The organism is Xanthomonas sp. DAR33341 (assembly GCF_003992815.1).
Lineage (GTDB): Bacteria > Pseudomonadota > Gammaproteobacteria > Xanthomonadales > Xanthomonadaceae > Xanthomonas > Xanthomonas cissicola.
On sequence record NZ_QEYV01000025.1, the window covers coordinates 84,009 to 109,652 of the forward strand.

Sequence of the window (25,644 nt, forward strand, 5' to 3'; positions counted from 1 at the left end):
TCTCCCAACCGGAGAGGGGCGTCAATCGAAATAAGGTGACCTGATGAAACTGTGTGACTTTGAAGTGGGCCTGGATCAGCCGTTGTTCCTGATCGCCGGCCCCTGCGTGATCGAATCGATGCAGCTGCAGCTCGACGTGGCCGGCAAGCTCAAGGAGATCACCGGCAAGCTCGGGGTCAACTTCATCTTCAAGTCGAGTTTCGACAAGGCCAATCGCACCTCCGGCACCAGCTTCCGTGGCCCGGGCCTGGAAGAAGGCCTGAAGGTGCTGGATGCGGTAAAGAAGCAGATCGGCGTGCCGGTGCTCACCGACGTGCACGAATACACCCCGATGAACGAGGTCGCGGCCGTTGTCGACGTGCTGCAGACCCCGGCATTTTTGGTGCGCCAGACCGACTTCATCAAGAACGTCTGCGCCGCCGGCAAGCCGGTCAATATCAAGAAGGGCCAGTTCCTGGCGCCGTGGGACATGAAGCCGGTGGTGGACAAGGCCAAGTCCACCGGCAACGAGCAGATCATGGTCTGCGAGCGTGGCGCGTCCTTCGGCTACAACAATCTGGTCAGCGACATGCGCTCGCTGAGCGTGATGCGCGACACCGGGTGTCCGGTGGTGTTCGACGCCACCCATTCGGTGCAGTTGCCGGGCGGGCAGGGCAGCAGTTCCGGTGGTCAGCGCGAGTTTGTGCCGGTACTGGCGCGCGCTGCGGTGGCAGTCGGCATTTCCGGCCTGTTCGCTGAAACCCACCCGGATCCGTCCAAGGCGCTGTCCGATGGTCCCAATGCGTGGCCGCTGGATCGCATGGAAGAACTGCTCGAAACCCTGATGGAGTTGGACACCGTCACCAAGAAGCACGGGTTTGCGCGTTTTGCGTGAGTTCTGATCAGTGCGCGGCCGCTGCGACGCACCGCCAGGATCGGCGGTGCGCCAGTGGCCGGGGGGCGTGGACATTGGCCGCATCGATCGCGGCGTGGGCGTGCATGGCGGTGATGGCCGTTCTGCTTACCGCCAGCATCGGCATGCCGGGCGATGGCGACCTTGCCATGCAAGCCACGCGGCTGCCGATGCGCATCACGCTGGTGATGGCCATGATGGCCGCCGTCGGGAGCCTGGCCACCGGCTCGGCTGCGTTGCGGTTGGGTCGCCAGCCTGGTGTGGCGATCGCCGCGCTGACCTTGCTGCTGGTCGTGCTGTTGCTGTCTGGTCTGTCGCTGCTGGGCCTGATGGCGTAGCGGTCCGCCCGCGACGTGCTGCGTGTCGCGGCTGCATGCGATTTGGCAATGGACCGGTGTGCGGCGATAATCCGGCAGCTTGTTTCCGGTGTACTTCCCCCCTTACTGGTAACCGAACCGACCTATGACCACTATCGTCAAGATCCTCGCCCGCGAAATCCTCGACTCCCGCGGCAATCCCACGCTGGAGGCCGAAGTCACGCTGGACGACGGTTCGTTCGGCCGCGCGGCTGTGCCGTCGGGTGCCTCGACCGGTACCAAGGAGGCGGTGGAGCTGCGCGATGGCGACAAGACCCGCTACCTGGGCAAGGGCGTGCGCCATGCGGTGGACAACGTCAACGGCACCATCGCCGAGACGCTGAAGAACTTCGATGCGGCCGACCAGCAGGGCCTGGACCGTCGCCTGATCGATCTGGACGGCACCGAGAACAAGGGCCGCCTGGGCGCCAATGCGCTGCTGGGGGTTTCGCTGGCTGCCGCGCATGCCGTGGCAGCCTCGCGCAAGCAGCCGTTGTGGCAGTACCTGTCCACCATCACCGAGGCCGATGTGGCGCTGCCGGTGCCGATGATGAACATCATCAACGGCGGCGCGCATGCCGACAACAACGTCGACTTCCAGGAGTTCATGGTGCTGCCGGTCGGCTGCAGCTCGTTCTCCGAAGCGCTGCGCGCCGGTACCGAAATCTTCCATTCGCTCAAGTCGGTGCTCAAGGGCCACGGCCTGAGCACGGCGGTGGGCGACGAAGGCGGCTTTGCGCCGGACTTCCGCAGCAACGTCGAAGCGCTGGACACCATTCTCGAAGCGATCGGCAAGGCCGGTTACACCGCCGGCGAAGACATCCTGCTGGGTCTGGACGTGGCGTCCAGCGAGTTCTACGACAACGGCAAGTACAATTTGGTCGGCGAGAACAAGCGCCTGACCAGCGAGCAGTTCGTCGATTTCCTGGCCGACTGGGTCGCGCAGTACCCGATCATCAGCATCGAAGATGGCCTGGCCGAAGACGACTGGGCCGGCTGGAAGCTGCTGACCGATCGCGTCGGCAAGAAGGTGCAGCTGGTGGGCGACGACCTGTTCGTCACCAACCCGAAGATCTTCAAGCAGGGCATCGATTCGGGCACCGCCAACGCGATCCTGATCAAGGTCAACCAGATCGGCACGCTGACCGAAACGCTGGAAGCCATCGCGATGGCGCACGCGGCCAACTACGCTTCGATCGTGTCGCACCGTTCCGGCGAAACCGAGGACACCACCATCGCCGACATCGCCGTGGCCACCACCGCCACGCAGATCAAGACCGGCTCGCTGTGCCGCAGCGACCGCGTGGCCAAGTACAACCAGCTGCTGCGCATCGAGCAGGCGCTGGGCTCCGGCGCGCGTTACGCCGGCCGCGACGCGTTCGTTTCGATCAAGCGATAAGCCGTGCGCAACTGGCGCTGGCTACTGCTGGTGCTGGCGGTACTGCTGGCTTGGCTGCAGTACCGCTTCTGGTTCGGGCCTGGGAATTCCGGCGAAGTCATGATGCTGGAAGCCCAGGTCGCGCATCAGACACAGGACAACGAAGGTCTGCGCCAACGCAACCAGGCGTTGGCAGCAGAGGTGAAGGATTTGAAGGACGGCGAGGCGGCAATCGAGGAACGTGCGCGCAGCGAGCTGGGCATGATCAAACCGGGCGAGACGTTCTACCGCGTGGTCGAGGATGCGCCGCTGCCGGCACCTGCATCGGCTGAGGCACAGGCCCCCGCACAGCAAGCGCCTGAGCCTGTCGATCCGGTGGATCACCCATGACCGGGTCCATCTGGGCAATCGTGCCGGCCGCCGGGCGCGGCACCCGTTTTGGCGGGCCGCTCCCCAAACAATATTTACAGGCCGGCGGTCAGCCACTGATGGCGTACACGTTGGCGGCGCTGGCGGCGCATCCGGCGCTGGCCGGCATCATGGTGGCAATCGCCCCCGGCGATGCCGATTGGCCCGGCTGGACCGCGGTGCAGTCCAAGCCCGTGCTGACCTGTCTGGGGGGGGCGACCCGCGCAGCCTCGGTGCTGTCTGGCTTGCTGGCCTTGCCCGAGAGCGTGCGTGCCGACGATTTCGTGCTGGTGCACGATGCCGCACGGCCGAATCTGGCGCTAGCCGATCTGGATCGCCTGCTGGAAATCGGTCGCGGCGATCCGGTCGGCGCAATCCTGGCTGCACCGGTGCGCGACACGCTCAAGCGTGCCGGCGACGATGGCGGCATCGACGGCACCGAACCGCGCGAACGCCTGTGGCGCGCACTTACGCCGCAGTTGTTTCGTCGCCATCAACTGATCCGTGGACTCACCGAGGCCTCGGCGGCCGGTGTCGAGGTCACCGATGAAGCGATGGCGATGGAGCGGATGGGGCTACGCCCATTGCTGGTGGAAGGCGCCGAAGACAACTTCAAGGTGACGACCCCTGCGGATCTGGCGCGCTTCGAGTTTGAACTGGCCAACCGGGACTGTGGACCCGGGACCCGGGACCCGGAAAGCGCGCATCCCCAGTCGTCCGTTTCGGCCTCTGCTTTCTCCGGTCCCGGGTCCCGGGCCCCCGGTCCCGAAGAGATCTAATCCATGTCCTTCAATTTCAGAATCGGCCAAGGCTACGACGTGCATGCGTTCGGCCCTGGCGACCATGTGATGCTTGGCGGCGTGCGCGTGGCGCACAGCCATGGCGTGCTCGCCCATAGCGATGGCGATGTGGTGTTGCACGCCCTGTGCGATGCGATGCTGGGCGCGCTGGCGCTGGGCGATATCGGCCGGCATTTCCCGCCTTCCGATGCGCGCTGGAAAGATGCCGATAGCGCGCAGTTTCTGCAGCATTGCGATGGCTTGCTGCGCGAGCGCGGCTGGCGCGTCGGCAATGCCGACATCACCGTGATCTGCGAGCGCCCCAAGGTCGGTCCGCATGCGGTGGCCATGCGCGAGCGCATCGCCGACCTGTTGGCGATTGAACTCGATGCGGTCAGCGTCAAGGCCACCACCAGCGAACAATTGGGCTTCACCGGCCGCGGCGAAGGCATCGCTGCACAGGCCGCGGTGTTGCTGGGCAGGATCGCTGCGCCTCATCAATAGCGACACATGCAGCGCTTGGCGCCGGAGCGGCGCCGATGCTGCCCGATGCAATCACCGCGCCGAACCACCCGGCGCACAGCGCGCCACCTCCGGCGCGAAGGCGAACCACACCATGAGCGAGACCTCTTTGCTGCCGCGTGCGCATGGCGCCGCGGTGCTCAGCGCGGCGATGCGCAGCACCCCGGACGATTTTCAGGTCGACGAGCTGCCGGCATTCGAACCCTCCGGCGAAGGCGAGCATCTGCTGCTCACCGTGCGCAAGCGTGGCCAGAACACGGCCTATATCGCCAAAAAGCTCGCGCACTGGGCCGGCATCGCCGAGATGGGCGTCAGCTATGCGGGTCTGAAAGATCGCCATGCAGTGACCACCCAGCGCTTCAGCGTGCATCTGCCAAAGCGCATCGCGCCGGATATCGCCGCGCTGGATGATACGCAGATGCAGGTGGTCGAGAGCAGTTGGCACAATCGCAAGCTGCAGCGCGGTGCGCTGCATGGGAACCGCTTCGTGCTGACGCTGCGCCAGGTGCAGGGCGAGCGCGATGCGATCGAGCAGCGGCTGCAGGCGATTGCTGCGCGTGGCATCCCCAATTGGTTCGGCGAACAACGTTTCGGTCGCGATGGCGGAAATGTGGCGGCTGCGCTGGCGATGTTCGGTCATGTGCAAGCTGACGACGGAACCTTGCTGCCGGCGCCCACATCCAGGCGGCGGCTACGCCACGATCAGCGCTCGATGTTGCTGTCGGCAGCGCGCTCGGCCTTGTTCAATCGCGTGCTCGGCGCACGCGTGGCGCAGGGGAGTTGGGATGGCGCACTGGAGGGCGAGGCGTGGATGCTGGACGGCTCGCGCAGCGTCTTCGGCCCGGAGCCGTGGAGCGAGGCCTTGGCCGAGCGACTGGCGCGTTTCGATATCCATCCCAGTGGCCCGTTGTGGGGCGCTGGCCAGTTGCGCTCGACCGACCAAGCGGCAGCGGTGGAGCAGGGCGCATTGTCCGACCCGCCATCCATCGCATTGCGCCAAGGCCTGGAAGCTGCGGGATTGAAGCAGGAACGCCGCGCCCTGCGCTTGCGTCCGCACGGTCTGGAATATCAATGGCTGGAGCCGCAGACCCTGCAGCTCGCCTTCGCGCTGCCGCCCGGTTGCTATGCCACCGCAGTGCTGTGGGAATTGGGAGATGTCGCCGACGCCGGTCGCTTCAACGTCGACGTACGCGCCGACGCGTGATCGCGTGCGGATGCTGGTCGATCTGCGCGGGACAGCATGTGACGGCCCAATCTTGCTGTGCGCGCAGGAGCGGCCTTGGCGGTCGCTGAGGCGATAGTGGAGCAATCGTGGCGCGACGAAGCAGTGCCAGCTCCCTAGGGCGCAACAAGACTTGGTTCGCATCAGGCGAGCCATGCGCGAAAGACTTTCCAGACAACACGTCGCCGCGCGCAATCGCTGCCATTCCGAATCAATCGCGCGTCACTATCGGCCTATCGCCGCGCCAGCAACACCAGCAGCGCCCCGGTGCCGCCCTGCGTCGGCGGCGCGGAATGAAACGCCAGCACATCGTTGCGTTGACGCAGCAGCCGGTCCATGAGGTTCTTCAGCACAGGCGCGCCGTTGTCCGATTGCAGTCCCTTGCCGTGGATGATGCGTACGCAGCCATGTTCGTGCGCATGTGCTTCCAGCAGGAACTGGCGCAGCAACGATTCGGCCTGGGCTGCGGTGGCGCCGTGCAGGTCCAGTTCGTCCTGCACCGAGAATTGCCCGCGCTTGAGCCGTTGGAACACGCGGGTGGGAAGGTTCTCGCGCCGATAGCTGGCGGTGTCGCCCGCTTCCAGCGGCGCGCTGTCGCGCAGCAGGCGCGCAAATTCGGTGTGCGCTTCGGCGTCATCGCGCTCGGCCATGCGCGCGCGGGGCTTGGGCCGCGGCTTGGCATTGGCCGGTGGGGCGACTTCACGAATCGGCTTGACCGCGCCGATCGCTGCGCGGAACAACGCGCCGTCGTCTTCGTCTTCAGGATGCGACATTGGCACAGCGTACCCGGTCCAAGCGCAGACGCACGCGAAGATCAAGCGCGAAGGCGCGGGACGCATCCGGTATCATGGCCCGGTTTTCCGAGGAGTCCCATGCGCGTACTGGTTAGCAACGACGACGGTGTCGACGCCCCCGGCATCCAGGTTTTGGCCGAGGCGCTGCGCCATGCCGGTCATGAAGTGATGGTGGTCGCGCCCGACCGCGACCGCTCCGGCGCCAGCAATTCGCTCACGCTGGATGTGCCGATCCGCACCCGCCGCATCGACGCGCAGACCTGCGCAGTGGCCGGCACGCCCACCGACTGCGTGCATCTGGCGCTCACCGGCATGCTCGATTACGACCCGGACATCGTGGTCTCCGGCATCAACAACTCGGCCAATCTGGGCGACGACGTGATCTATTCGGGCACCGTGTCGGCCGCAATGGAAGGCCGCTTCCTCGGCTTGCCGGCGGTGGCGGTGTCGCTGGTCACGCATAACCACCAAGCGCACAACTACGACACCGCCGCGCGCGCTGCGGTGGAAATCGTGGCACGGCTGAAGGCCGACCCGTTGCCTGCCGACACCATCCTCAACGTCAACGTGCCGGATCTGGCATGGTCGGATGTGCTCGGTTTCGAAGTCACCCGGCTCGGCAATCGCCACCGGTCCGAGCCGTGCGTGCCGCAGCGCGATCCGCGCGGCCACACCGTGTACTGGATCGGCCCGGCCGGTCCCGAGCAGGATGCTGGCGCCGGTACCGATTTCCACGCCGTGCGTACCGGACATATCTCGATCACGCCGATCCACGTCGATCTCACCCGTTACCAGGCGCTCGACACCGTTGCCGGCTGGGTGGGTGGGCTGACCGCAGCGCTGGACGGCCCGGCATGACGCCGAGGCTGCGCCTGCAACCGGAATCGGTCGGGATCGGCATGACCTCGCAGCGCGTGCGCGACCGCCTGGTCGAGCGCCTGCGCGAGGCCGGCATCCAGGACGAGTCCACGCTCAACGCAATGCGCACCGTGCCGCGGCATCTGTTCATCGATGAAGCGCTGGCCTCGCGCGCCTACGAAGACACCGCGCTGCCAATCGGCCATGGCCAGACCATCTCCCAGCCCTGGGTGGTGGCGCGCATGACCGAAGCGGCGCTGCAGGTTGCCCCGACCAAGGTGCTCGAAGTGGGCACCGGCTCCGGCTACCAGGGCGCGATCCTGGCGGCGCTGGGGTTGGAGGTCTACACCGTCGAGCGCATCGGCGACCTGCTGCGGCAGGCGCGCAAGCGCTTCCGGCATCTGGGCATGAATGTGCGCAGCAAGCACGACGACGGCCGCATCGGCTGGCCCGAGCATGGTCCGTACGACGCCATCGTGGTGACCGCCGCGGCACCGGCGTTGGTCGATGCACTGATCGATCAGCTGGCGGTCGGCGGACGTCTGGTCGCGCCGGTCGGCGGTGCTTCCTCGCAATCGTTGGTGCAACTCACCCGCGGGGCCGATGGCGCGATCAAACAACAGGTTCTGGCGCCGGTCACGTTCGTCCCGCTGTTGTCGGGCATGCTGGATTGAATCCATGAGAGTCCTTCGATGAAGATTTTTGGGCCGTTGTACGACGTGGCCATCCGTTGGTCGCGCCATCGCCGCGCACCCGCGCTGCTGACCGGTCTCAGTTTCGTTGAGGGCTTCATCTTTCCGGTGCCGCCGGAAGTGATGTTGGCACCGATGTCGCTGGCCGAGCCCAAGCGCTCGCTCTGGTTTGCGACGTTGAGCCTGATCGGCTCGATCTGCGGCGCTCTGGTCGGTTATCTACTCGGCCATTTCGCCTTCGCCGCGCTGCAGCCGCTGATCGAATGGCTGGGCTGGAGCGCGAAGATCCAGCAGCAGATCGAAACCCTGCGCACGCTGGTCGCCGATTCGCCGTGGAAGGCGTTCTGGGCGCTGGTCCTGGTCGGTTTCACCCCGATCCCGCTGAAGATCTTTACCTGGGCCTCGGGCGTGGTCGGCGTGCCGATCCTGCCGTTCATCGCCAGCATGCTGGTCGGGCGCGGCAAGCGCGTGTATCTGGTGGCCGGCGCGATCCGCCTGGGCGGTGCGCGCGCCGAAGCGGCGCTGCATCGCTGGATCGAGCCACTGGGCTGGGTTGCAATGGCGGTGCTGGCGGTCGGTGCGGGGTGGTTGGTGTGGAAGACAACGAACGGATGAGCAAGACGCAGATGAATTCGGCACGCAAGACAGCAGTCATGCTCGCAATCGCCATCGGGCTGACCGCCTGTAGCAGCGCAACGGTGGTGCGTTCGCCCGGAGCGAGCGGTAGCGGGGCGTCGTCGCGTCCCAGTGCCGCGCCGCGCCCTTCGGTGCCGCGTCCGGGTGCCACCGTCACCGTGCAGCGCGGCGATACCCTGTACGCGATCTCGCGCCGTACCAATATCACCGCAGCGGATCTGGCCGCCTGGAATGGCCTGTCTTCGCCGAACACCATCTATCCCGGCCAGACGCTCAAGTTGTATCCGCCCGGTGCCAGCAAGCCGGGTGGCAGCGCGCCGGTGGCTGGCGGCACTGTGGCGCCGCCGCGCCCTGTTGTGCCGATCGCCGCACCGGTCAGTAGCGGATTCTCCTGGCGTTGGCCGGCCGATGGCGTCGTGGTGGGCACCTTCGTCACTGGCGAAACCACCAAGCAGGGCGTAGACATCGCCGGCACCAGCGGCCAGGCCGTACGTGCTGCCGCCGATGGGGTGGTGGTGTATTCGGGCGCCGGCCTGGTCGGCTACGGCGAACTGATCATCATCAAGCACAACGACCAGTGGCTATCCGCATACGGTCATAACCGCAAGCGCCTGCTCAACGAAGGCCAGAGCGTCAAGGCGGGGCAGCAAATTGCCGAAATGGGCCGCAGCGGCGCCTCCCGCGACATGTTGCACTTCGAGATCCGCTACAACGGCAAGCCGGTCGATCCGTTGCTGTATCTGCCTAAGAAGTGAATGGGGAGTAGAGAATAGGGAATGGGGGAAACGCGCGCCGCGGCAATCTGGGGGCGCGGGCAACGAGGTAAGTGCTTACTGATACCTGTTCGCGCAAGTTCTGCTTGACAGCGAAAGCGTGCTCCGCCTGCTCTCCCGATTCCCGATTCCCGATTCCCGATTCCCGATTCCCGATTCAGCCCGGCAACACCATCGCCAACGCCACCCGCCGGCCTTCGCTGGCCAGTACGTTGTAGGTGCGTGCGGCGGCGGAATTGGTCATCGCTTCCAGGCCGATGCCGCGGGTCAGGCAGGCCGCCAGCACGTCGGTCTTGGGGAATAACTGGCGCTCGCCGGTGCCGAGCAGGATGACGGCTGGGTTGAGTGCCAGCACCGCCTCCATATGACTGGCCTGGAGTTGCTCCAGCGCCTGGACCGGCCAGTAGTCCACCAGCTCATCCGGCATCAGGATAAAGCTCTGCAGCAGGATCTGGTCGTTCACCTTGGCGTGGCGGCCGTCGGCCGCGCGCAGCGCATAGGTGTAATCGGGGTGTTCCTGACTTAAAGGCATGACGAACTCGTTGGCTCAGCCGCGCGGCAGCACGATCTGGCGCTTTTCCTTGCTGGGGCGGTACAGGATGGCGACGTGGCCGATGCGCTGCACCAGCGCACTACCAGTCTGCTCGATCAGCTCGGCAATCATCGCATTACGGGTCTCGCGATCCTCCGATGCCACCTTCACCTTGACCAGTTCGTGGCGCTCGAGCACTTCCTCGAGTTCTGCCAGAAATGCCGGCGTCACCCCTTTGCCGCCGGTCTGCAGCAAGGCTTTGAGGTCGTGGGCCTGGCCGCGCAGGAAACGGTTCTGGGCGGAGGTGAGAACAATGGACATGCAGGATCGGAGGGAAGCAAAGGGTGTTCAGGGTATCATGGCGACCCGTTCGGACCCCTTTGCCAATGCCTTCCCGCAGTAAAAGCAGCCAGCGCTGGCTCAAGGAACACTTCGCCGACCCTTACGTGAAGAAGGCCCAGGCCGAGGGCATGCGCTCGCGCGCGGCCTACAAGCTGGAAGAGTTGCTGCAGCGCGACCGCCTGCTCAAGCCGGGCATGGTGGTGGTCGATCTGGGCGCGGCGCCGGGTGGCTGGTCGCAACAGGTACGCAAGTCAATGGGCGACAGCGGCCGGGTGGTGGCGCTGGATATCCTGGACATGCCGGCCCTGGCAGGCGTGGAGTTCCTTCACGGCGACTTCAGGGAGCAGGCCGTCCTATCCCAATTCGAAGCGATGCTGGGCGATGTGCCGGTGGACCTTGTGCTGTCGGATATGGCCCCCAATAAGAGTGGCATGGATGCGGTCGACCAACCGCGGATGATGCACCTGGCGGAACTGGCCATGGAATTTGCCGACACCCACCTCAAGCCGGGCGGGGCGTTCCTGATCAAGCTGTTCCAGGGTGTCGGGTCCGACGACTACATTCGCGAGCTTCGCCGCCGCTATGAAAAGGTGACGATTCGCAAGCCGGCGGCCTCGCGCAAGCGCTCCCCGGAAGTTTATGCGCTCGGTCAGGGCAAGCGTGTCCAGATCAAGTAAGCTGCCAATGACCGCCGTATTTCAAGCATTGAAGAGTAGAGGGCACCGGAGCCAATGAGGATGAACGACTTGACCAAGAATCTGCTGCTGTGGGTGGTCGTCGCAGTTGTGCTGATGGTTGTCTTCCAGAGCTTCTCGCCGCGGATGGCGGGCGGCGTCGGTGCCGACTCGATCACCTACACCCAGTTCCTGAAGGAAGTGGACTCCGGGCGCGTCAAATCGGTGGATTACACCGACGAGACCAACCTGGCCGTCAACGCGATCCGCTTCAAGCGCACCGACGGCAGCGAGGCCACCGTCTACGGTCCGCGCGACGACAAGCTGGTCGACGTGCTGTACAGCAAGAACATCGAAATGACCCGCCAGAAGCCCTCGACCGGCCCTGGCTTCTGGTCGCTGGTGCTCAATTTCCTTCCCGTCATCCTGATCATCGGCTTCTGGCTGTTCATCATGCGCCAGATGCAGGGCGGTGGTGGCGGCGCGAAGGGCGCGATGAGCTTCGGCAAGTCGCGCGCCAAATTGCAGGGCGAGGACCAGATCAAGATCACCTTCGCCGACGTCGCCGGTTGCGACGAGGCCAAGGAAGAAGTGGGCGAATTGGTGGACTTCCTGCGCGACCCGACCAAGTTCACCAAGCTGGGCGGCAAGATCCCGCGCGGCGTGTTGATGGTCGGCCCGCCGGGTACCGGCAAGACCCTGCTCGCCAAGGCGATCGCCGGCGAGGCCAAGGTGCCGTTCTTCAGCATCTCCGGTTCCGACTTCGTCGAAATGTTCGTCGGCGTGGGTGCCAGCCGCGTGCGCGACATGTTCGAGCAGGCCAAGAAGCACGCGCCATGCATCATCTTCATCGACGAAATCGATGCGGTGGGCCGTCATCGCGGTGCCGGCCTCGGCGGCGGGCACGACGAGCGCGAGCAGACCTTGAATCAGTTGCTGGTCGAAATGGACGGTTTCGAGGGTGGCGAAGGCGTGATCGTGATTGCGGCGACCAACCGTCCCGACGTGCTGGATCCGGCGCTGCTGCGTCCAGGCCGTTTTGACCGTCAGGTCGTGGTCGGCCTGCCGGACGTCAAGGGCCGCGAGCAGATCCTGCGCGTGCACATGCGCAAGCTGCCGCTGGCCGACGATGTCGTGCCGATGGTCATCGCCCGCGGTACCCCGGGTTTCTCGGGCGCCGACTTGGCCAACCTGTGCAACGAGGCAGCATTGTTCGCGGCGCGTGGCAGCGAGAAGGAAGTCCGCATGGACCACTTCGACCGTGCCCGCGACAAGATTCTGATGGGTGCCGAGCGCCGCTCGATGGCCATGAGCGAGGACGAGAAGACCCTTACCGCGTATCACGAGGCGGGCCACGCCATCGTCGGCCGTCTGGTGCCGGAGCACGACCCGGTCTACAAGGTGACCATCATTCCGCGTGGCCGCGCGCTCGGCGTGACGATGTATCTGCCGGAAGGCGACCGCTACTCGATGAACCGTGTCGCGATCGAGTCGCAGCTGTGCTCGCTGTACGGTGGTCGCGTTGCCGAAGAGCTGATCTTCGGCGGCGACAAGGTCACCACCGGTGCGTCCAACGACATCGAGCGGGCCACCAAGATGGCGCGCAACATGGTCACCAAGTGGGGCCTGTCCGATGAGCTTGGCCCGGTGGCCTATGGCGAGGAAGAGGACGAGGTGTTCCTGGGCCGTTCGGTGACCCAGCACAAGAACGTTTCCAACGAGACCGCGCGCAAGATCGACGAAGTGGTGCGTTCGATCCTGGACAAGGCCTACAGCAAGACCAAGACCATCCTCACCGAGAACCTGGACAAGCTGCACGCGATGTCGCAGTTGTTGCTCCAGTACGAAACCATCGACGTGCCGCAGATCGATGCCATCATGGAAGGCCGCGAGCCGCCGCCGCCGGCTGGCTGGGGCAAGTCCGACAAGGACGGTGGCAACAACAACGACAAGGGTAGTCCGCGTCCATTGCCGCCCATCGCCGGACCCGCCGAGCAACTCTAAGCCGGCCATGCACTGATCTGCGAGGCATCCATCAAGGCCGGGGAGCGATTCCCGGCCTTGATGCGTTATCGGACTACATCAATGCCCACGTATGGGCGACCATAATCATCCCAGGAGACACCGCCGATGTTCGAGACCGCCCTCACGCTGGATTGCGCCGGCCGCAGCCTGCGACTGGATGCGCCGCAGGTGATGGGGATCGTCAATGTCACGCCCGATTCGTTCTCCGACGGCGGCCAGCATGCGACCTGCGCAGCGGCGATCGCCCATGGGTTGGTACTGGTGGAGCAGGGCGCTGCGGTGCTGGATATCGGTGGTGAGTCCACCCGCCCGGGCGCTGCGGCGGTCTCGGTTGAAGAAGAATTGCAGCGGGTCATCCCGGTCATCGAAGCGCTGGCGCAACGTACCAGCGTGCCGATCAGCGTGGACACGTTCAAACCGGAGGTCATGCGCGCGGCGGTCGCAGCCGGCGCCGGCATGATCAACGACGTCTATGCCCTGCGTTCGCCCGGTGCGCTGGAAGCGGCGTCGGATCTGCGCGTGCCGGTGGTCTTGATGCATGCGCGCAGCGCGCCGCATGCCATGCAGGACGCGCCGCACTACGACGATGTCGTCGGCGAGGTGCACCGGTTTCTGGCCGAGCGCATCTTCGCCGCCGAGATGGCCGGCATCGACAAGCGCCGGCTGGTCCTGGACCCGGGCTTTGGCTTCGACAAAACCACCACGCACAACCTCACCCTGCTTGCGCAGCTGCAGCGACTGCAGGAGTTCGGTTTGCCCGTGCTGGCCGGGCTGTCGCGTAAGCGCAGCATCGGCGAGCTGACCGGGCGCGAGATCGCCGCCGATCGTGTGCACGGCTCGGTGGCCGCGCATCTGATCGCCGCGCAACATGGCGCGCTGCTGCTGCGCGTGCACGATGTGGCGGCAACCGTGGATGCGTTGAAGGTGTGGAAGGCGATGGCGGCCATTCCCGTCCCGCGTGTCAGCGCGCCCGCCACGCCCGCGATGCGTTGGCCGGACGAGGACTGATGGCTGTCGACCAACGCCCGCTGGCGATCGCCGTGATGGGCCCCACTGCCAGCGGCAAGACGGCGCTGGCGCTTGAGGCTGCAGAGCGCTGGAATGGAGAAATCGTCAGCGTCGATTCGGCGCTGGTGTACCGCGGCCTGGAAATTGGCGCAGCCAAGCCGGATGCGGCGATGCGCGCGGCGGTTCCGCATCATCTGCTCGACCTGCGCGATCCCTGGCAGGTGTATTCGGCAGCGGAGTTCGCCGCCGATGCACGCCAGGCGATCGCGCAGATCGTGGCGCGCGGCAGGTTGCCGATTCTGGTCGGCGGCACGGGGCTGTATTTTCGTGCGCTGCTGGAAGGTTTGTCGCAGCTGCCCGAGGCCGATCAAGCCGTGCGTGCATCCATCGCCGCCGAAGCTCAGCAGATCGGTTGGGCCGGCTTGCACGCACAACTGGCACGCGTGGACCCGGTTGCGGCAGCGCGCATCCATGCGACCGACCCGCAGCGCATCCAGCGGGCGCTGGAGGTCTACCGCATCAGCGGGCGGCCGATCAGCGCGTGGCAGGCGCTACCGCCAGGGCCGCGCCTGCCGGTGCGCGTGTTGAAGGTGGTATTGGCGCCACGCGAGCGCGAGGTGCTGCATGCACGTATCGCACACCGGCTGGATGCGATGCTGGCGCAGGATTTTCTGGCCGAAGTGCGGCGCCTGCGGGCGCTGCCGCAGCTCCAGGCGGTGGCAGCCCCGCTGGATCTGCCGGCCGTGCGCGCGGTCGGCTACCGCCAGGCCTGGCAGTATCTGGACGGGGCTGGCAGCCTGGCCGAGTTCCGCGACAAGGCGATCCAGGCGACCCGGCAACTGGCCAAACGCCAGCTCACCTGGCTGCGCGGCGAGCTCGACGCGCGCTGGTTCGACCCGGAGCGTGACCGCCATCAATTGGAGGACGCAATTGTCGGCTTCCTCGCTGATCGTCCCGCTGTACGGCAGGCTTCAGGCGTGTAACATCCCGTTTCCGGGACCGGCTGGGGATAGCAGGTGTCGACCGGAACAATAAGAACAATAATGAAGAGGATTTTTCGATGGCTAAGGGGCAATCTTTACAGGACCCATTCCTCAATGCGCTGCGGCGCGAGCGAGTGCCCGTGTCGGTGTATCTGGTCAATGGCATCAAGCTGCAGGGCACGATCGAGTCGTTCGACCAATTCGTGGTCCTGCTGCGCAATACCGTGAGTCAGATGGTGTACAAGCACGCCATTTCCACGGTGGTGCCGGCGCGCAACGTGCGCGTGGGGCCTGGTGGTGGGTATGTGCAATCCAATGAAGGCAATCAGGCGGAAGATGACGACGTCGAGCAGTAACGGAGTAGTGCGTGTTTGATCGGTCCCGCAAGGGTGAACACGCGTTGTTGATACAGACCCACTCCGGCGGGCCTGCCGAAGAGGATGTGCTGGAGGAGTTCGCCGACCTTGCCAAGTCGGCGGGCGCCACGGTGGCGGCCACGCTCACCGCGCGCATCGACAAACCGAACCCGTCGACCTTGATCGGCAGCGGCAAGCTGGAAGAGATCAAGGCCGCCGCCGAGGCCACCGGCGCCGATCTGGTGTTGGTCAATCACACCTTGTCGCCCGGCCAGGAGCGCAATCTGGAGCGCTATCTGGAGCGGCGCGTGATCGACCGCACCGGCCTGATCCTGGACATCTTCGCGCAACGGGCACGCAGCCACGAGGGCAAGCTGCAGGTGGAGCTGGCGCAGTTGCGGCATATGGCCACCCGGCTGGTCCGCGGCTGGACCCACCTGGAACGCCAGCGCGGCGGTTCGATCGGCCTGCGCGGCCCTGGCGAAACCCAGCTGGAAACCGACCGCCGCCTGCTGCAAAAGCGCGTCGAACAGTTGCAGCAGCGGCTGGAAAAGGTCGAGGTGCAGCGCACCCAGATGCGTCGCGCGCGGATGCGCAGCGAATTGCCACGGATTGCACTGGTCGGTTACACCAATGCCGGCAAGTCGACGCTGTTCAACGTGTTGACCGGTGCAGAGGCTTACGTGGCAGATCAATTGTTCGCCACGCTCGATCCCACCGTGCGACGCATTGCGTTGCCAGGCGGCAGCGCGATTCTTGCCGACACGGTCGGCTTCGTGCGTGATCTTCCGCACGAGCTGGTCGCCGCGTTCCGCTCGACGCTGTCGGAGGCGCGCGATGCCGATCTGTTGCTGCACGTTGTCGATGCGGCAGACCCGTTGCGCGAAGAACGCATCCTGCAGGTCGACGAAGTGTTGCAGGCCGTCGGTGCCGGCGATCTGCCGCAGCTGCTGGTATTCAACAAGATCGACAAGATCGCAGGCGCCGAAGTGCGCCGCGATGCGCAGGACGGCATTCCTGACCCGGCCCGCCGCGAACGTGTGTGGGTATCGGCGCGCGACGGGCGCGGGCTGGAAGAATTGCAGCATGCGCTCGGCCAGCGGCTGGACCTGCGCCACCTGACCGGCCAGCTACGGCTACCGCCGTCTGCCGGCCGCCTGCGGTCCAGGCTGCATCAGCTGGAAGTGGTGCGCAATGAGCAATCCGACGAAGAGGGTTGGTTGCTCGAGGTCGATCTGCCGATGGTCGAGGCAGAGCGGTTGGCTGCCGGCGAGGACGGTGCGCCACTGCGCGCAATGCTGCCGGATCGTCGCGAAGACTGGGAAGCGTGAAGAACGCAGCACGCTCGGTATGACGAGAGCGTGCTGCTGCTTCAAGGCGAATGGGGCAGGGTGTACCGCATCGCCGTGCGGCAGTTGCCAGGCCTCGTCCTGGCCAGCCGGAACTTACAGAAAACCCGTAGAGCAGTGGGTGCTGCGGAAGAGTGCAGTCGTGCGCTCATGCAGCGCATCACATCTGTCCTCAGTAATGCAGTGCCATCGTTGCGGTGCTTAGGTGGCTTGAAGGCGGCGCTGCACGTTGACCGCGTGCGGCCGGCACCTCGACGCACATGCAAGCCCGGCCAGACCCGGCGTACCGCATATTGGCCACACATCGCCACTGAACCTTGGCCGCCTGGCGCCCAGGCGGAATCGGCGCCAGCGGCAGACAGGCGCGACGAATTGGGCTAAAACGTCCGCTGCCCCCTCCTTGCCGTGCCCATGCCTTTTCCCGCCGATTCCGAACTGCAGCAGCTGGCCGAAGCCCTCGGGCAGCAATTGCTTGCCGCGCGCGAGCGCCTGGTCACTGCCGAGAGTTGCACCGGTGGCTGGATCGCCAAGGCAGTGACCGATGTCGCCGGCTCCTCGCATTGGTTCGATTGCGGGATGGCCGCCTATAGCTATGAGGCCAAGCAGGCGCTGCTCGGCGTCCGCCCACAGACCCTGGAAGTGCATGGGGCGGTCAGTCGCGAAACGGTGATCGAGATGGTCTCTGGGGCCCTGGTGAATTCCGGCGCAAGCATCGCAGTGGCGGTGACCGGCATTGCCGGGCCCGGCGGCGGCAGTGAGGACAAGCCGGTCGGCACGGTCTGGATCGGCTGGAAACGTCGCGGTGGTTACGCCACGGCGCAACTGTTCCAGTTCAATGGCGACCGCGATGCGGTGCGTCGTCAGACCGTCGCTGCAGCACTGCGCGGGTTGAGCGCGCTGCTTTAGCGCTCGTTGGGTCCACTGGATGGGGTTCGGTAGCAGATCCGCAACGCCCTATTGTCAACGCAATCTCGCCCAGCATGGAAACCCAAACGCTGTAGTTATGCACCTTCCCAAGAAACTGGCGGTGGCTCGTTGTCGACACGCCGCTGCAGCGCGCTGAGCGGACGCGTTATCTGGCACATGCAACGAGGCTGCGAGGTGGCAATGGCGCAACCGAGGTGCATGCGCTGCGCACGCGTTGCAACCTGCGCTGAGCTTGGATGGGGCGAGGGCGCGACAGCGGAGGGCAGATCGGCTACAAACAAGGTCTCCTCGCCGCCCAGCGTGCCAATGCATTCGTTTCTTGCTCCTGTCCCATCGGTCGCCGCGTTGCAGGCTGCTCTGTACTGCAGTGTCACGCAGCGCCTGAGCGCAACGCGCTCGCAGGCGGTGTGCTGATGTGGGAAGCGCTAGGCACGGTACGTGATCTTGGGCGTCTGCAGGAAATCGCCTCGGTCCTGATCCGCTACGGCTTCGGCGATGTGGTACGTCGTATCGGCCTGGCCGATGTGCTTGAGCGCGCCGGCAGGCTGTTGCATTGGCAGAATGCCGAGGGCCGGTTGCGCATGTCCGCAGCGATGCGCGTGCGGCGTGCACTGGAAGAGCTCGGGCCAACCTTCGTCAAACTGGGCCAGGTGTTGGCCACGCGCGTGGACCTGCTGCCGCCGGAGTGGATCGAAGAATTGAGCGAGCTGCAGAACGCGGTGCCGGCGCTGCCATTCGATCAGATCCGCCCGCAGCTGGTCGCTGCGCTGGGTATGGAGCCGGAAAGCGTCTTCGCGCGCCTGGACGAACAACCGCTGGCGGCCGCATCGCTGGCACAGACGCATCGCGCGTGGCTGGTCGATGGCACCCCGGTAGTGTTGAAGATCCGTCGTCCCGATATCGGTGACACCATCGATGCGGATCTGCGCCTGCTCGCCCGGCTTGCTGAAATCGTCGAAACCCGCGCACCGGATCTCAAGCGCTACCGTCCTTCCGAGGTGGTACAGCAATTTACCGTCTCGCTGCGACGCGAGCTGGACTTCGCTGCCGAGGGGCGCAACGCCGAACGCATCGCCGCCAACTTCGCGCACGATGCGCAGGTGGTGGTGCCGGCGGTGTACTGGGAGTGGACCTGCGAGTCGCTCAACGTGCAGGAATTCATCGATGGGATTCCGGGGCGCGATCTGCTCGCCGTCGATGCGGCCGGCCTGGATCGCAGGGCGCTCGCACGTGCCGGTGCCGGCATCGTGCTCAAGATGGTGCTGCAGGACGGCTGCTTCCACGCCGACCCGCATCCGGGGAACATTTTTTACCTGCGCGACGGGCGCATCGCGGTCATCGATTTCGGCATGGTCGGGCGCGTCTCCGAGCAGCGTCGGTTTCAGGTCGCACAGCTGCTGCACGGCATGGTCAGCTACGACGCCGAAGCGGTGATCGACGTCTTGCTGGAATGGGCGGGCACCAGCCTGGAGATCGACGAGGCGCGTTTGCAGCAAGACATCGGTGCGTTCGTCGACGAGTATCGCGGCGTGCCGCTGAAAGAATTGCGTATTGGCGCAATGCTTGGCGACGTCACCTCCATCCTGCGCGATCACGGGCTGACGCTGCCTTCGGATCTGGCACTGATGATCAAGGCCTTTCTCACCCTGGAAGGCATGGGGCGCCAGCTCGATCCGGATTTCGACATGGCCACCGAGGCGCGCCCGTACCTGGAGCGCGTGGTGCTGCAGCGCTATGCGCCGCGCGCCATCGTGCGGCGTGGCCGGCGGACCGTGACTGGCGCGATCGACCTGATCGGCGATCTGCCGCGCGACCTCAAGCGCCTGTTGCAAGCCGCACGCCGCGGCAAGCTGCAGCTGCAGGTCGAAACACGCGCATTGCGCGAGTTCGGCGAGCAGGTCGACCGCGCCGCCAATCGCCTCACGATGGGGATCGTGACAGCCGCCTTGGTGATCGGCTCCTCGATCGTCATGAACAGCGTCGGCGGTAGCGCCAGCCGCTGGTTGCTCGCGCTAGGCGTGGGCGGCTTCATCGGCGCGGCGCTGTGCGGCATCTGGATCTTGTTTTCGATCTGGCGAAGCCGGCGCTAGCGCGCGACGCGTCGTCCTGATGGCGTGCGGGCAAGACGCGGCGAAATACTTGCGCAGGCGATCGTTAGTAGTAATACTACTAAACATGGACCTGACCGATACCCAGCAAGCAATCCTGGCCCTGATCGCCGAGCGCATCGACGCCGATGGTGTTCCGCCTTCGCAGACCGAAATCGCGCGCGCGTTCGGCTTCAAGGGCATACGCGCGGCGCAATATCACCTGGAAGCGCTGGAGCATGCGGGTGCGATCCGGCGCGTCCCAGGCCAGGCGCGCGGGATACGGCTGGCCGGGCAGGGTGCGCAGACACGCACGGCTCCTGTGAGCGAGGTGGCCCGCGACGATGTGCTGCGTCTGCCGGTGCTGGGCCGCGTGGCCGCGGGTCTGCCGATTGGCGCCGATATCGGCTCGGACGACTTCGTCGTGCTGGATCGTGTGTTTTTCTCGCCGTCGCCGGATTATCTGCTCAAGGTGCAAGGCGATTCGATGCGCGACGAAGGCATCTTCAACGGCGATCTGATCGGCGTGCACCGTACCCGCGACGCGCGCTCGGGGCAGATCGTGGTGGCGCGGATCGATGAGGAAATCACGGTAAAGCTGCTGAAGATCGGCAAGGACCGCATCCGGCTGTTGCCGCGCAATCCAGACTACGCGCCCATTGAGGTGCTACCGGATCAGGATTTCGCGATTGAAGGCCTGTATTGCGGGCTGTTGAGGCCTAACCGCTGAGCTCTGTGCCGATGGCCGTGCTGGCGTTTCTCCGAGCCCGCACTGCAGGGTTTCCCGCTGCCACGGGACTTGCCGCCTTCTTAATCTGAGTGTGTCGCCTGCATTCTCAGCCTGTGCGATACACCGCCGCTACATTAGCCCCATACCGAAATCACTGACGAGGATCACCCAGATGGACGAGAACAAGAAGCGCGCCCTTTCCGCCGCACTGAGCCAGATCGAAAAGCAATTCGGCAAGGGCTCGGTCATGCGCATGGGCGACCGCGTCATTGAGGCGGTCGAAGTCATCCCGACCGGCTCGCTGATGCTGGATATCGCCCTGGGGATCGGCGGCCTGCCGAAGGGTCGCGTGGTCGAAATCTACGGCCCGGAATCCTCCGGCAAGACCACCTTGACCCTGCAAGCCATCGCTGAGTGCCAGAAGAACGGCGGCACCGCTGCCTTCATCGATGCCGAGCACGCACTGGACCCGATTTATGCGGCCAAGCTGGGCGTCAATGTCGACGACCTGCTGCTGTCGCAGCCGGATACCGGTGAGCAGGCACTGGAAATTGCCGACATGCTGGTGCGTTCGGGTTCGGTTGATATCGTGGTGGTCGACTCGGTCGCTGCACTGACGCCGAAGGCGGAAATCGAAGGCGAGATGGGTGACCAGCTGCCAGGTTTGCAGGCTCGCTTGATGAGCCAGGCGCTGCGCAAGCTCACCGGCAATATCAAGCGCTCCAACACGCTGGTGGTCTTCATCAATCAGCTGCGCATGAAGATCGGCGTCATGATGCCGGGCCAGAGCCCGGAAGTGACCACCGGCGGCAACGCGCTGAAGTTCTACGCCTCGGTGCGTCTGGATATCCGCCGTATCGGTGCGATCAAGAAGGGCGACGAGATCATCGGCAACCAGACCAAGATCAAGGTGGTCAAGAACAAGCTGGCGCCTCCGTTCAAGCAGGTCGTGACCGAAATCCTGTATGGCGAAGGCATCAGTCGCGAGGGCGAATTGATCGACATGGGCGTGGAAGCCAAGCTGGTCGACAAGGCCGGCGCCTGGTACAGCTATGGCGATGAGCGAATCGGGCAGGGCAAGGACAACGCGCGAACCTACCTGCGCGACAACCCGCAGGTTGCGACCCGGCTGGAAGCGGAGCTGCGTGAGAAGTTCCAACCTGCCGAAGCACCGCGTGAGGCCGGCGACGACGAAGACAAGGAGTAAGTTGCAGCTGCACAACATCACCATTCACCGGAGTTGGTTTGCCGGGAATTTGTTTGCCGTGAGTTGGTGACGGTGATGCTGTCGGTGAGCGGTTGGGGGAACCTCGCGCGATTCGTGGCCGCTCCATTGCCACCCACGTCAGCCCGGCGCTGGGCAACAGGTTCGAGCGTGTTTGAAGTTTTTCTATCGCGAGGACGGCGGAGTCAGTGCTGTCGCTTCTCGCGGTAGATCTATCGAAGGCCAGGAGGGCAGGCGCCATGGACGGCGCATTGATGTCGTAACTGATTTTGGCGATTCGGGACACCTCAACGATGGACGAGCAAGAGCCCGCACCAAAGCGGGGGCGCCGGTTCAAGGAACAGACGCCGGTCCAGCGCGCACTCGGCCTATTGGTGCGGCGCGAACATTCGCGCAAGGAATTGAACCGCAAGCTGCTGGCCCGCGGGATCGAGCCAGATGCGGCGCAAGCGGCTGTCGATCGGCTCACGGACGAGGGATGGCAGGACGACACCCGCTTCGCTGCTGCAGTCGTGCGCAATCGCGCCGGTTCGGGCTATGGCCCGCTGCATATTCGTGCCGAGCTCGGAACCCATGGCCTGGATAGCGAGGCTATCAGTGCCGCCTTGGCGGCCTTCGAAGGGGATTGGACCGAAAACGCGCGCGATCTGATCCGCCGTCGGTTTGGCGAACAAGGCCCAACCGACCTTCCGCAGCGGCGCAAGGCCGCCGATCTGCTGGCCCGGCGGGGTTTCGAAGGCAACAGCATTCGCGCCGCCACGCGCTTCGACCTTGAGGACTGAGGGCGTCAGGCCTGCTACCCTTCGTGGTTTCAGGTTGTTCCGCTCATCTGCGCCCACATTCCATTGGGTGACCGGGACTGCCGCCCGCCCAATGCCAGCACATGAACGCACCTGCCAAATTCAGCACTTCCCAGATCCGTAGTGACTTCCTCGCGTTCTTCGAGGGGAAGGGCCACACCATCGTGCCATCCGCGCCGCTGGTGCCGGGCAACGACCCCACCTTGCTCTTCACCAATTCCGGCATGGTCCAGTTCAAGGACGTCTTCCTCGGCGCGGAGAAGCGTAGCTACGTGCGTGCTGCGGACGTGCAGCGCTGCCTGCGTGCCGGTGGCAAGCACAACGATCTGGACTCGGTGGGCTACACCGCGCGCCACCATACCTTCTTCGAAATGCTCGGCAACTGGTCGTTTGGCGACTACTTCAAGAAGGACGCCATCGCCTGGGCATGGGAACTGTTGACCCAGGTCTGGAAGCTGCCGGCCGACCGTCTGCTGGTCACGGTCTACCACACCGACGAAGAAGCCTTTGCGTTGTGGCGCGACGTGATCGGCATCCCGGAAAGCCGCATCGTGCGCATCGGCGACAACAAGGGTGCGCCTTACGCCTCGGACAATTTCTGGCAGATGGCCGATACCGGCCCCTGCGGCCCGTGTACCGAAATCTTCTTCGACCACGGCGATCACATCGCCGGTGGCCCGCCGGGGTCGCCGGATGAAGATGGCGACCGCTTCATCGAGATCTGGAACCTGGTCTTCATGCAGTTCGATCGGCAGCCCGACGGCACCCTGGTGCCGCTGCCGGCGCCGTGCGTGGACACGGGCATGGGTCTTGAGCGTCTGGCTGCGATCCTGCAGCACGTCCATACCAACTATGAAATCGACCTGTTCCAGGCGTTGATCGGCAAGGCCGGTTCGCTGACCGGCATCACCGATCTGGAGAACAAGTCGCTGCGAGTGATCGCCGATCACATCCGCGCCTGCTCCTTCCTCATCGTCGATGGCGTGCTGCCCTCCAATGAAGGGCGCGGCTATGTGCTGCGTCGGATCATCCGGCGTGCGCTGCGCCATGGCTGGATGTTGGGCGTGCGCCAGCCGTTCTTCAGCAAGATGGTGCCTACGCTGGTCGAGCTGATGGGCGAGGCCTATCCCGAGCTGGTGGTGGCGAAAGACACGGTGGCGCGCGCGCTGTTGGCCGAAGAAGAGCGCTTTGCCGAGACACTGGACGCCGGCATGAAGATCTTCGACGAGGTCGCATCGCGCTCGCAGGACATCATCCCGGGCGCCGACGCGTTCCGGCTGTACGACACTTACGGCTTTCCGGTCGACCTGACTGCCGACATCGCGCGCGAGCGCGGCATGCGCGTGGACATGGAGGGCTTCGAGTTCGCGATGGAGCGTCAACGCGAGACCGCGCGTGCGGCTGGCAAGTTCGGCGGCGGCGTCGCATTGCCGGCGGACCTGGTCGCCAGCATGTCGCCGACCGTGTTTCTGGGTTACGAAGCGTACGATGCCGACGCCCTCAAGGTCGTGGCCATTCTCAGGCAGGGCCGCCCGGTCGAACGTGCGGAAGCGGGTGATGAGGTGATCGTGTTCACCGATCGCACGCCGTTCTACGCCGAGTCGGGTGGCCAGGTCGGCGACAGCGGCCAGCTGAGCGGCCCCGGCGTGTCGTTCGAAGTTGCCGATACGCAGAAGTTCGCCGGCCAGTTCCATGGGCATGTGGGTCGCATCAGCGAAGGTGCGCTCGCGCTTGGTGATGTGCTTGCCGGCGGGATCGATACGCAACGTCGCGGCAAAACCATCCTCAACCATTCGGCCACCCACTTGCTACACGCAGCCCTGCGCGAAGTACTGGGAACGCATGTGCAACAGAAGGGCTCGCTGGTCGCGCCTGATCGACTGCGCTTTGACTTCTCGCACTTCCAGCCGATCACTGCTGACGAGCTCGCTGTGATCGAGCGCAAGGTCAATGCTGAAGTCCGCACCAACCATGGCGTGGAAGTGCACAACATGGCCATGCAGGAGGCGCTGGATTTCGGCGCGATGGCGCTGTTCGGCGAGAAGTACGGAGAAAACGTCCGCGTGCTCAAGATGGGCGGCTATTCCACCGAATTGTGTGGCGGTACCCACGTCACCCGCACCGGCGACATCGGCTTGTTCAAGATCACCTCCGAAGGTGGCGTGTCGTCGGGTGTGCGCCGTATCGAAGCAGTGACCGGGCAGGGCGCGCTGGACTACGTGGCTGACGAGGAACGTCGCCTGCTCGAAGCAGCCAATCTGCTCGGCGGCAACACCACCGAGGTGGTGGATAAGGTGCGCGCGCTGACCGAGCGTCAGAAGCGGCTGGAGCGCGAGCTGGAATCGCTCAAGGCCAAGCTGGCGTCGGGTGCGACTGCGGATCTGGGCGCTCGTGCAATTGATGTTGCCGGAGTCAAGGTTGTCGCGGTGCGTCTGGAGGGATTCGATGCCAAGGCGCTGCGCGATGCGATGGATCGCCTGAAGCAACAGCTCGGCGATTCAGTGATCGTGCTGGCTGGTGCTTCGGGCGGCAAGGTGGCGCTTGTCGCTGGCGTGAACGGCAGCCCAACTGGCAAGGTGAAGGCAGGGGAACTCCTCGGCCACATCGCCAGTCAGATCGGCGGCAAGGGCGGTGGCCGTCCGGATCTCGCCCAGGGTGGTGGCGAGGACGGGCCCGCCCTTGCGACCGCACTCGACGGTGTCCCCTTCTGGGTCAAGCAACACTTGGGCTGAACACTTGTCCTGCTATGCCTTGCTGGCTAGCAGGATGTCCCGCTACCATTTCTGGTCTATTCCCTTTACGTAGGGCGCGTCTCACTCAGGAGGCCGTCGATGCTGGTGGGAAATCCACCGGTTCCAGGAGATTTGCAAAATGTTGATCCTCACTCGCCGGGTAGGCGAAACCTTGATGATCGGCGACTCGGTCACCGTGACCGTTCTCGGCGTCAAGGGCAATCAGGTGCGCATCGGTATCACCGCACCCAAGGATGTGGCTGTGCATCGCGAAGAAATCTATCAGCGCATCCAGCGTGGGGATGAGCCTGTCGCCTCCGGCGCACATCACGGCGACGATTCTTCGAATTGATCGTTGTCAAGGGTTTACGTTAGCCCCTCTTACCCGGTATTCTTCGCGGCCTGCCACGGACATCGCGGCAGGCAGCAAAAACTGGAGCGATGCCCGAGCGGCTGAAGGGGCTCCCCTGCTAAGGGAGTATAGGGTCAAAAGCTCTATCGAGGGTTCGAATCCCTCTCGCTCCGCCAGTGTCAAGAAGAAAGCCCCCGTAAAACGGGGCTTTT

Annotated in this window: 27 protein-coding genes and 1 tRNA gene; 25 read left to right on the top strand and 3 right to left on the bottom strand. The window is 64.9% G+C overall.

Annotated elements, in window-relative coordinates:
• Positions 1-43 precede the first annotated feature (43 nt).
• The 7 genes from kdsA to truD all read left to right on the top strand — a co-directional run bounded on the left by kdsA (position 44) and on the right by truD (position 5,539).
• Positions 44-874 (top strand): 3-deoxy-8-phosphooctulonate synthase, encoded by an 831-nt coding sequence (kdsA, locus tag EO156_RS10270; RefSeq protein WP_003481823.1) that lies wholly within the window; start codon positions 44-46, stop codon positions 872-874.
• A 113-nt stretch (positions 875-987) separates the two neighbouring features.
• The gene (locus tag EO156_RS10275) at positions 988-1,230 is read left to right on the top strand and encodes a hypothetical protein (RefSeq protein ID WP_026007218.1); all 243 of its coding nucleotides are present in this window, start codon (positions 988-990) and stop codon (positions 1,228-1,230) included.
• Between the two features lie 124 nt (positions 1,231-1,354).
• On the top strand, positions 1,355-2,647 hold the full coding sequence (eno, locus tag EO156_RS10280) for a phosphopyruvate hydratase (protein ID WP_016851085.1): 1,293 nt from the start codon (positions 1,355-1,357) through the stop codon (positions 2,645-2,647).
• A gap of 3 nt (positions 2,648-2,650) precedes the next feature.
• Positions 2,651-3,016: a cell division protein FtsB gene (gene ftsB / locus EO156_RS10285; protein ID WP_016851084.1), complete on the top strand. Its 366-nt coding sequence runs from the start codon at positions 2,651-2,653 to the stop codon at positions 3,014-3,016.
• A complete protein-coding gene (gene ispD / locus EO156_RS10290) occupies positions 3,013-3,813 on the top strand; it encodes a 2-C-methyl-D-erythritol 4-phosphate cytidylyltransferase (protein WP_016851083.1) in 801 nt (266 codons plus the stop codon). The genes ftsB and ispD overlap by 4 nt, the downstream gene beginning before the upstream one ends.
• Positions 3,814-3,816: 3 nt before the next feature.
• Positions 3,817-4,317 (top strand): 2-C-methyl-D-erythritol 2,4-cyclodiphosphate synthase, encoded by a 501-nt coding sequence (gene ispF, locus EO156_RS10295; protein ID WP_003481833.1) that lies wholly within the window; start codon positions 3,817-3,819, stop codon positions 4,315-4,317.
• 112 nt (positions 4,318-4,429) lie between these two features.
• Positions 4,430-5,539, top strand: coding sequence for a tRNA pseudouridine(13) synthase TruD (truD, locus tag EO156_RS10300; protein ID WP_016851082.1), 1,110 nt, complete (start codon positions 4,430-4,432; stop codon positions 5,537-5,539).
• 251 nt (positions 5,540-5,790) lie between these two features.
• On the opposite strand, the gene EO156_RS10305 is transcribed toward truD, so the two are convergent.
• Entirely contained in the window at positions 5,791-6,330 is a 540-nt protein-coding gene (locus EO156_RS10305; protein WP_003481836.1) for a Smr/MutS family protein, read from the bottom strand.
• A gap of 99 nt (positions 6,331-6,429) precedes the next feature.
• On the opposite strand from EO156_RS10305, the gene surE reads away from it, so the two are divergent.
• From surE to EO156_RS10325, 4 genes are read left to right on the top strand one after another with little or no spacing between them, the layout of a single operon-like run.
• On the top strand, positions 6,430-7,209 hold the full coding sequence (gene surE / locus EO156_RS10310; protein WP_005915011.1) for a 5'/3'-nucleotidase SurE: 780 nt from the start codon (positions 6,430-6,432) through the stop codon (positions 7,207-7,209).
• Entirely contained in the window at positions 7,206-7,883 is a 678-nt protein-coding gene (locus tag EO156_RS10315; RefSeq protein WP_016851081.1) for a protein-L-isoaspartate(D-aspartate) O-methyltransferase, read from the top strand. The genes surE and EO156_RS10315 overlap by 4 nt, the downstream gene beginning before the upstream one ends.
• 18 nt (positions 7,884-7,901) lie before the next feature.
• On the top strand, positions 7,902-8,516 hold the full coding sequence (locus EO156_RS10320) for a YqaA family protein (RefSeq protein ID WP_003481846.1): 615 nt from the start codon (positions 7,902-7,904) through the stop codon (positions 8,514-8,516).
• A complete protein-coding gene (locus tag EO156_RS10325; protein ID WP_005924316.1) occupies positions 8,513-9,292 on the top strand; it encodes a peptidoglycan DD-metalloendopeptidase family protein in 780 nt (259 codons plus the stop codon). Before EO156_RS10320 ends, EO156_RS10325 begins: the two co-directional genes overlap by 4 nt.
• A gap of 175 nt (positions 9,293-9,467) precedes the next feature.
• Here EO156_RS10325 and EO156_RS10330 read toward each other — a convergent pair whose 3' ends face one another.
• Together EO156_RS10330 and yhbY are read right to left on the bottom strand one after the other, a co-directional pair.
• Complete coding sequence (locus EO156_RS10330) at positions 9,468-9,842, bottom strand: Mth938-like domain-containing protein (RefSeq protein WP_016851080.1); 375 nt, start codon at positions 9,840-9,842, stop codon at positions 9,468-9,470.
• 15 nt (positions 9,843-9,857) lie between these two features.
• Positions 9,858-10,163: a ribosome assembly RNA-binding protein YhbY gene (gene yhbY, locus EO156_RS10335; RefSeq protein ID WP_016851079.1), complete on the bottom strand. Its 306-nt coding sequence runs from the start codon at positions 10,161-10,163 to the stop codon at positions 9,858-9,860.
• Between the two features lie 65 nt (positions 10,164-10,228).
• Here yhbY and rlmE point away from each other — a divergent pair, with 65 nt between their 5' ends.
• From rlmE to EO156_RS10410, 14 genes are all read left to right on the top strand, one after another.
• Entirely contained in the window at positions 10,229-10,861 is a 633-nt protein-coding gene (gene rlmE, locus EO156_RS10340; protein ID WP_005915021.1) for a 23S rRNA (uridine(2552)-2'-O)-methyltransferase RlmE, read from the top strand.
• A 60-nt stretch (positions 10,862-10,921) separates the two neighbouring features.
• Positions 10,922-12,862, top strand: coding sequence for an ATP-dependent zinc metalloprotease FtsH (ftsH, locus tag EO156_RS10345; RefSeq protein WP_016851078.1), 1,941 nt, complete (start codon positions 10,922-10,924; stop codon positions 12,860-12,862).
• A 126-nt stretch (positions 12,863-12,988) separates the two neighbouring features.
• Positions 12,989-13,891, top strand: coding sequence for a dihydropteroate synthase (gene folP / locus EO156_RS10350; protein WP_011051111.1), 903 nt, complete (start codon positions 12,989-12,991; stop codon positions 13,889-13,891).
• Positions 13,891-14,874, top strand: coding sequence for a tRNA (adenosine(37)-N6)-dimethylallyltransferase MiaA (gene miaA / locus EO156_RS10355; RefSeq protein ID WP_005919559.1), 984 nt, complete (start codon positions 13,891-13,893; stop codon positions 14,872-14,874). Before folP ends, miaA begins: the two co-directional genes overlap by 1 nt.
• Positions 14,875-14,951: 77 nt before the next feature.
• Positions 14,952-15,230, top strand: coding sequence for an RNA chaperone Hfq (gene hfq / locus EO156_RS10360; protein WP_005915027.1), 279 nt, complete (start codon positions 14,952-14,954; stop codon positions 15,228-15,230).
• An 11-nt stretch (positions 15,231-15,241) separates the two neighbouring features.
• A complete protein-coding gene (gene hflX, locus EO156_RS10365; RefSeq protein WP_016849899.1) occupies positions 15,242-16,561 on the top strand; it encodes a ribosome rescue GTPase HflX in 1,320 nt (439 codons plus the stop codon).
• A gap of 429 nt (positions 16,562-16,990) precedes the next feature.
• Complete coding sequence (locus tag EO156_RS10370) at positions 16,991-17,485, top strand: CinA family protein (protein ID WP_016849898.1); 495 nt, start codon at positions 16,991-16,993, stop codon at positions 17,483-17,485.
• A 434-nt stretch (positions 17,486-17,919) separates the two neighbouring features.
• The gene (ubiB, locus tag EO156_RS10375; RefSeq protein WP_005915030.1) at positions 17,920-19,596 is read left to right on the top strand and encodes a 2-polyprenylphenol 6-hydroxylase; all 1,677 of its coding nucleotides are present in this window, start codon (positions 17,920-17,922) and stop codon (positions 19,594-19,596) included.
• 85 nt (positions 19,597-19,681) lie between these two features.
• Positions 19,682-20,323: a transcriptional repressor LexA gene (lexA, locus tag EO156_RS10380; RefSeq protein WP_005915033.1), complete on the top strand. Its 642-nt coding sequence runs from the start codon at positions 19,682-19,684 to the stop codon at positions 20,321-20,323.
• A gap of 172 nt (positions 20,324-20,495) precedes the next feature.
• Positions 20,496-21,530 carry a recombinase RecA gene (gene recA / locus EO156_RS10385; protein WP_003481871.1) on the top strand — a complete coding sequence of 345 codons (1,035 nt, stop codon included), beginning with the start codon at positions 20,496-20,498 and terminating at the stop codon, positions 21,528-21,530.
• A 311-nt stretch (positions 21,531-21,841) separates the two neighbouring features.
• Positions 21,842-22,330 (top strand): recombination regulator RecX, encoded by a 489-nt coding sequence (gene recX, locus EO156_RS10395; protein ID WP_003481873.1) that lies wholly within the window; start codon positions 21,842-21,844, stop codon positions 22,328-22,330.
• A 101-nt stretch (positions 22,331-22,431) separates the two neighbouring features.
• Positions 22,432-25,080 (top strand): alanine--tRNA ligase, encoded by a 2,649-nt coding sequence (gene alaS / locus EO156_RS10400; protein ID WP_016849897.1) that lies wholly within the window; start codon positions 22,432-22,434, stop codon positions 25,078-25,080.
• Between the two features lie 139 nt (positions 25,081-25,219).
• The gene (gene csrA / locus EO156_RS10405; RefSeq protein ID WP_003481884.1) at positions 25,220-25,432 is read left to right on the top strand and encodes a carbon storage regulator CsrA; all 213 of its coding nucleotides are present in this window, start codon (positions 25,220-25,222) and stop codon (positions 25,430-25,432) included.
• Between the two features lie 83 nt (positions 25,433-25,515).
• Positions 25,516-25,608: transfer RNA gene (locus EO156_RS10410), tRNA-Ser, on the top strand.
• The last annotated feature ends 36 nt before the right edge of the window (positions 25,609-25,644 follow it).

Coding starts and splice junctions, on each gene's coding strand:
- folP (WP_011051111.1), top strand. CDS start 12,989: ATGTTCGAGACCGCCCTCACGCTGGATTGCGCCGGCCGCAGCCTGCGA.
- truD (WP_016851082.1), top strand. CDS start 4,430: ATGAGCGAGACCTCTTTGCTGCCGCGTGCGCATGGCGCCGCGGTGCTC.
- kdsA (WP_003481823.1), top strand. CDS start 44: ATGAAACTGTGTGACTTTGAAGTGGGCCTGGATCAGCCGTTGTTCCTG.
- lexA (WP_005915033.1), top strand. CDS start 19,682: ATGGACCTGACCGATACCCAGCAAGCAATCCTGGCCCTGATCGCCGAG.
- EO156_RS10330 (WP_016851080.1), bottom strand. CDS start 9,842: ATGCCTTTAAGTCAGGAACACCCCGATTACACCTATGCGCTGCGCGCG.
- ftsH (WP_016851078.1), top strand. CDS start 10,922: ATGAACGACTTGACCAAGAATCTGCTGCTGTGGGTGGTCGTCGCAGTT.
- yhbY (WP_016851079.1), bottom strand. CDS start 10,163: ATGTCCATTGTTCTCACCTCCGCCCAGAACCGTTTCCTGCGCGGCCAG.
- miaA (WP_005919559.1), top strand. CDS start 13,891: ATGGCTGTCGACCAACGCCCGCTGGCGATCGCCGTGATGGGCCCCACT.
- recX (WP_003481873.1), top strand. CDS start 21,842: ATGGACGAGCAAGAGCCCGCACCAAAGCGGGGGCGCCGGTTCAAGGAA.
- surE (WP_005915011.1), top strand. CDS start 6,430: ATGCGCGTACTGGTTAGCAACGACGACGGTGTCGACGCCCCCGGCATC.
- csrA (WP_003481884.1), top strand. CDS start 25,220: ATGTTGATCCTCACTCGCCGGGTAGGCGAAACCTTGATGATCGGCGAC.
- ubiB (WP_005915030.1), top strand. CDS start 17,920: ATGTGGGAAGCGCTAGGCACGGTACGTGATCTTGGGCGTCTGCAGGAA.
- EO156_RS10275 (WP_026007218.1), top strand. CDS start 988: ATGGCCGTTCTGCTTACCGCCAGCATCGGCATGCCGGGCGATGGCGAC.
- EO156_RS10325 (WP_005924316.1), top strand. CDS start 8,513: ATGAGCAAGACGCAGATGAATTCGGCACGCAAGACAGCAGTCATGCTC.
- eno (WP_016851085.1), top strand. CDS start 1,355: ATGACCACTATCGTCAAGATCCTCGCCCGCGAAATCCTCGACTCCCGC.
- recA (WP_003481871.1), top strand. CDS start 20,496: ATGGACGAGAACAAGAAGCGCGCCCTTTCCGCCGCACTGAGCCAGATC.
- EO156_RS10315 (WP_016851081.1), top strand. CDS start 7,206: ATGACGCCGAGGCTGCGCCTGCAACCGGAATCGGTCGGGATCGGCATG.
- EO156_RS10320 (WP_003481846.1), top strand. CDS start 7,902: ATGAAGATTTTTGGGCCGTTGTACGACGTGGCCATCCGTTGGTCGCGC.
- ispF (WP_003481833.1), top strand. CDS start 3,817: ATGTCCTTCAATTTCAGAATCGGCCAAGGCTACGACGTGCATGCGTTC.
- hfq (WP_005915027.1), top strand. CDS start 14,952: ATGGCTAAGGGGCAATCTTTACAGGACCCATTCCTCAATGCGCTGCGG.
- EO156_RS10370 (WP_016849898.1), top strand. CDS start 16,991: ATGCCTTTTCCCGCCGATTCCGAACTGCAGCAGCTGGCCGAAGCCCTC.
- EO156_RS10305 (WP_003481836.1), bottom strand. CDS start 6,330: ATGTCGCATCCTGAAGACGAAGACGACGGCGCGTTGTTCCGCGCAGCG.
- ispD (WP_016851083.1), top strand. CDS start 3,013: ATGACCGGGTCCATCTGGGCAATCGTGCCGGCCGCCGGGCGCGGCACC.
- rlmE (WP_005915021.1), top strand. CDS start 10,229: ATGCCTTCCCGCAGTAAAAGCAGCCAGCGCTGGCTCAAGGAACACTTC.
- alaS (WP_016849897.1), top strand. CDS start 22,432: ATGAACGCACCTGCCAAATTCAGCACTTCCCAGATCCGTAGTGACTTC.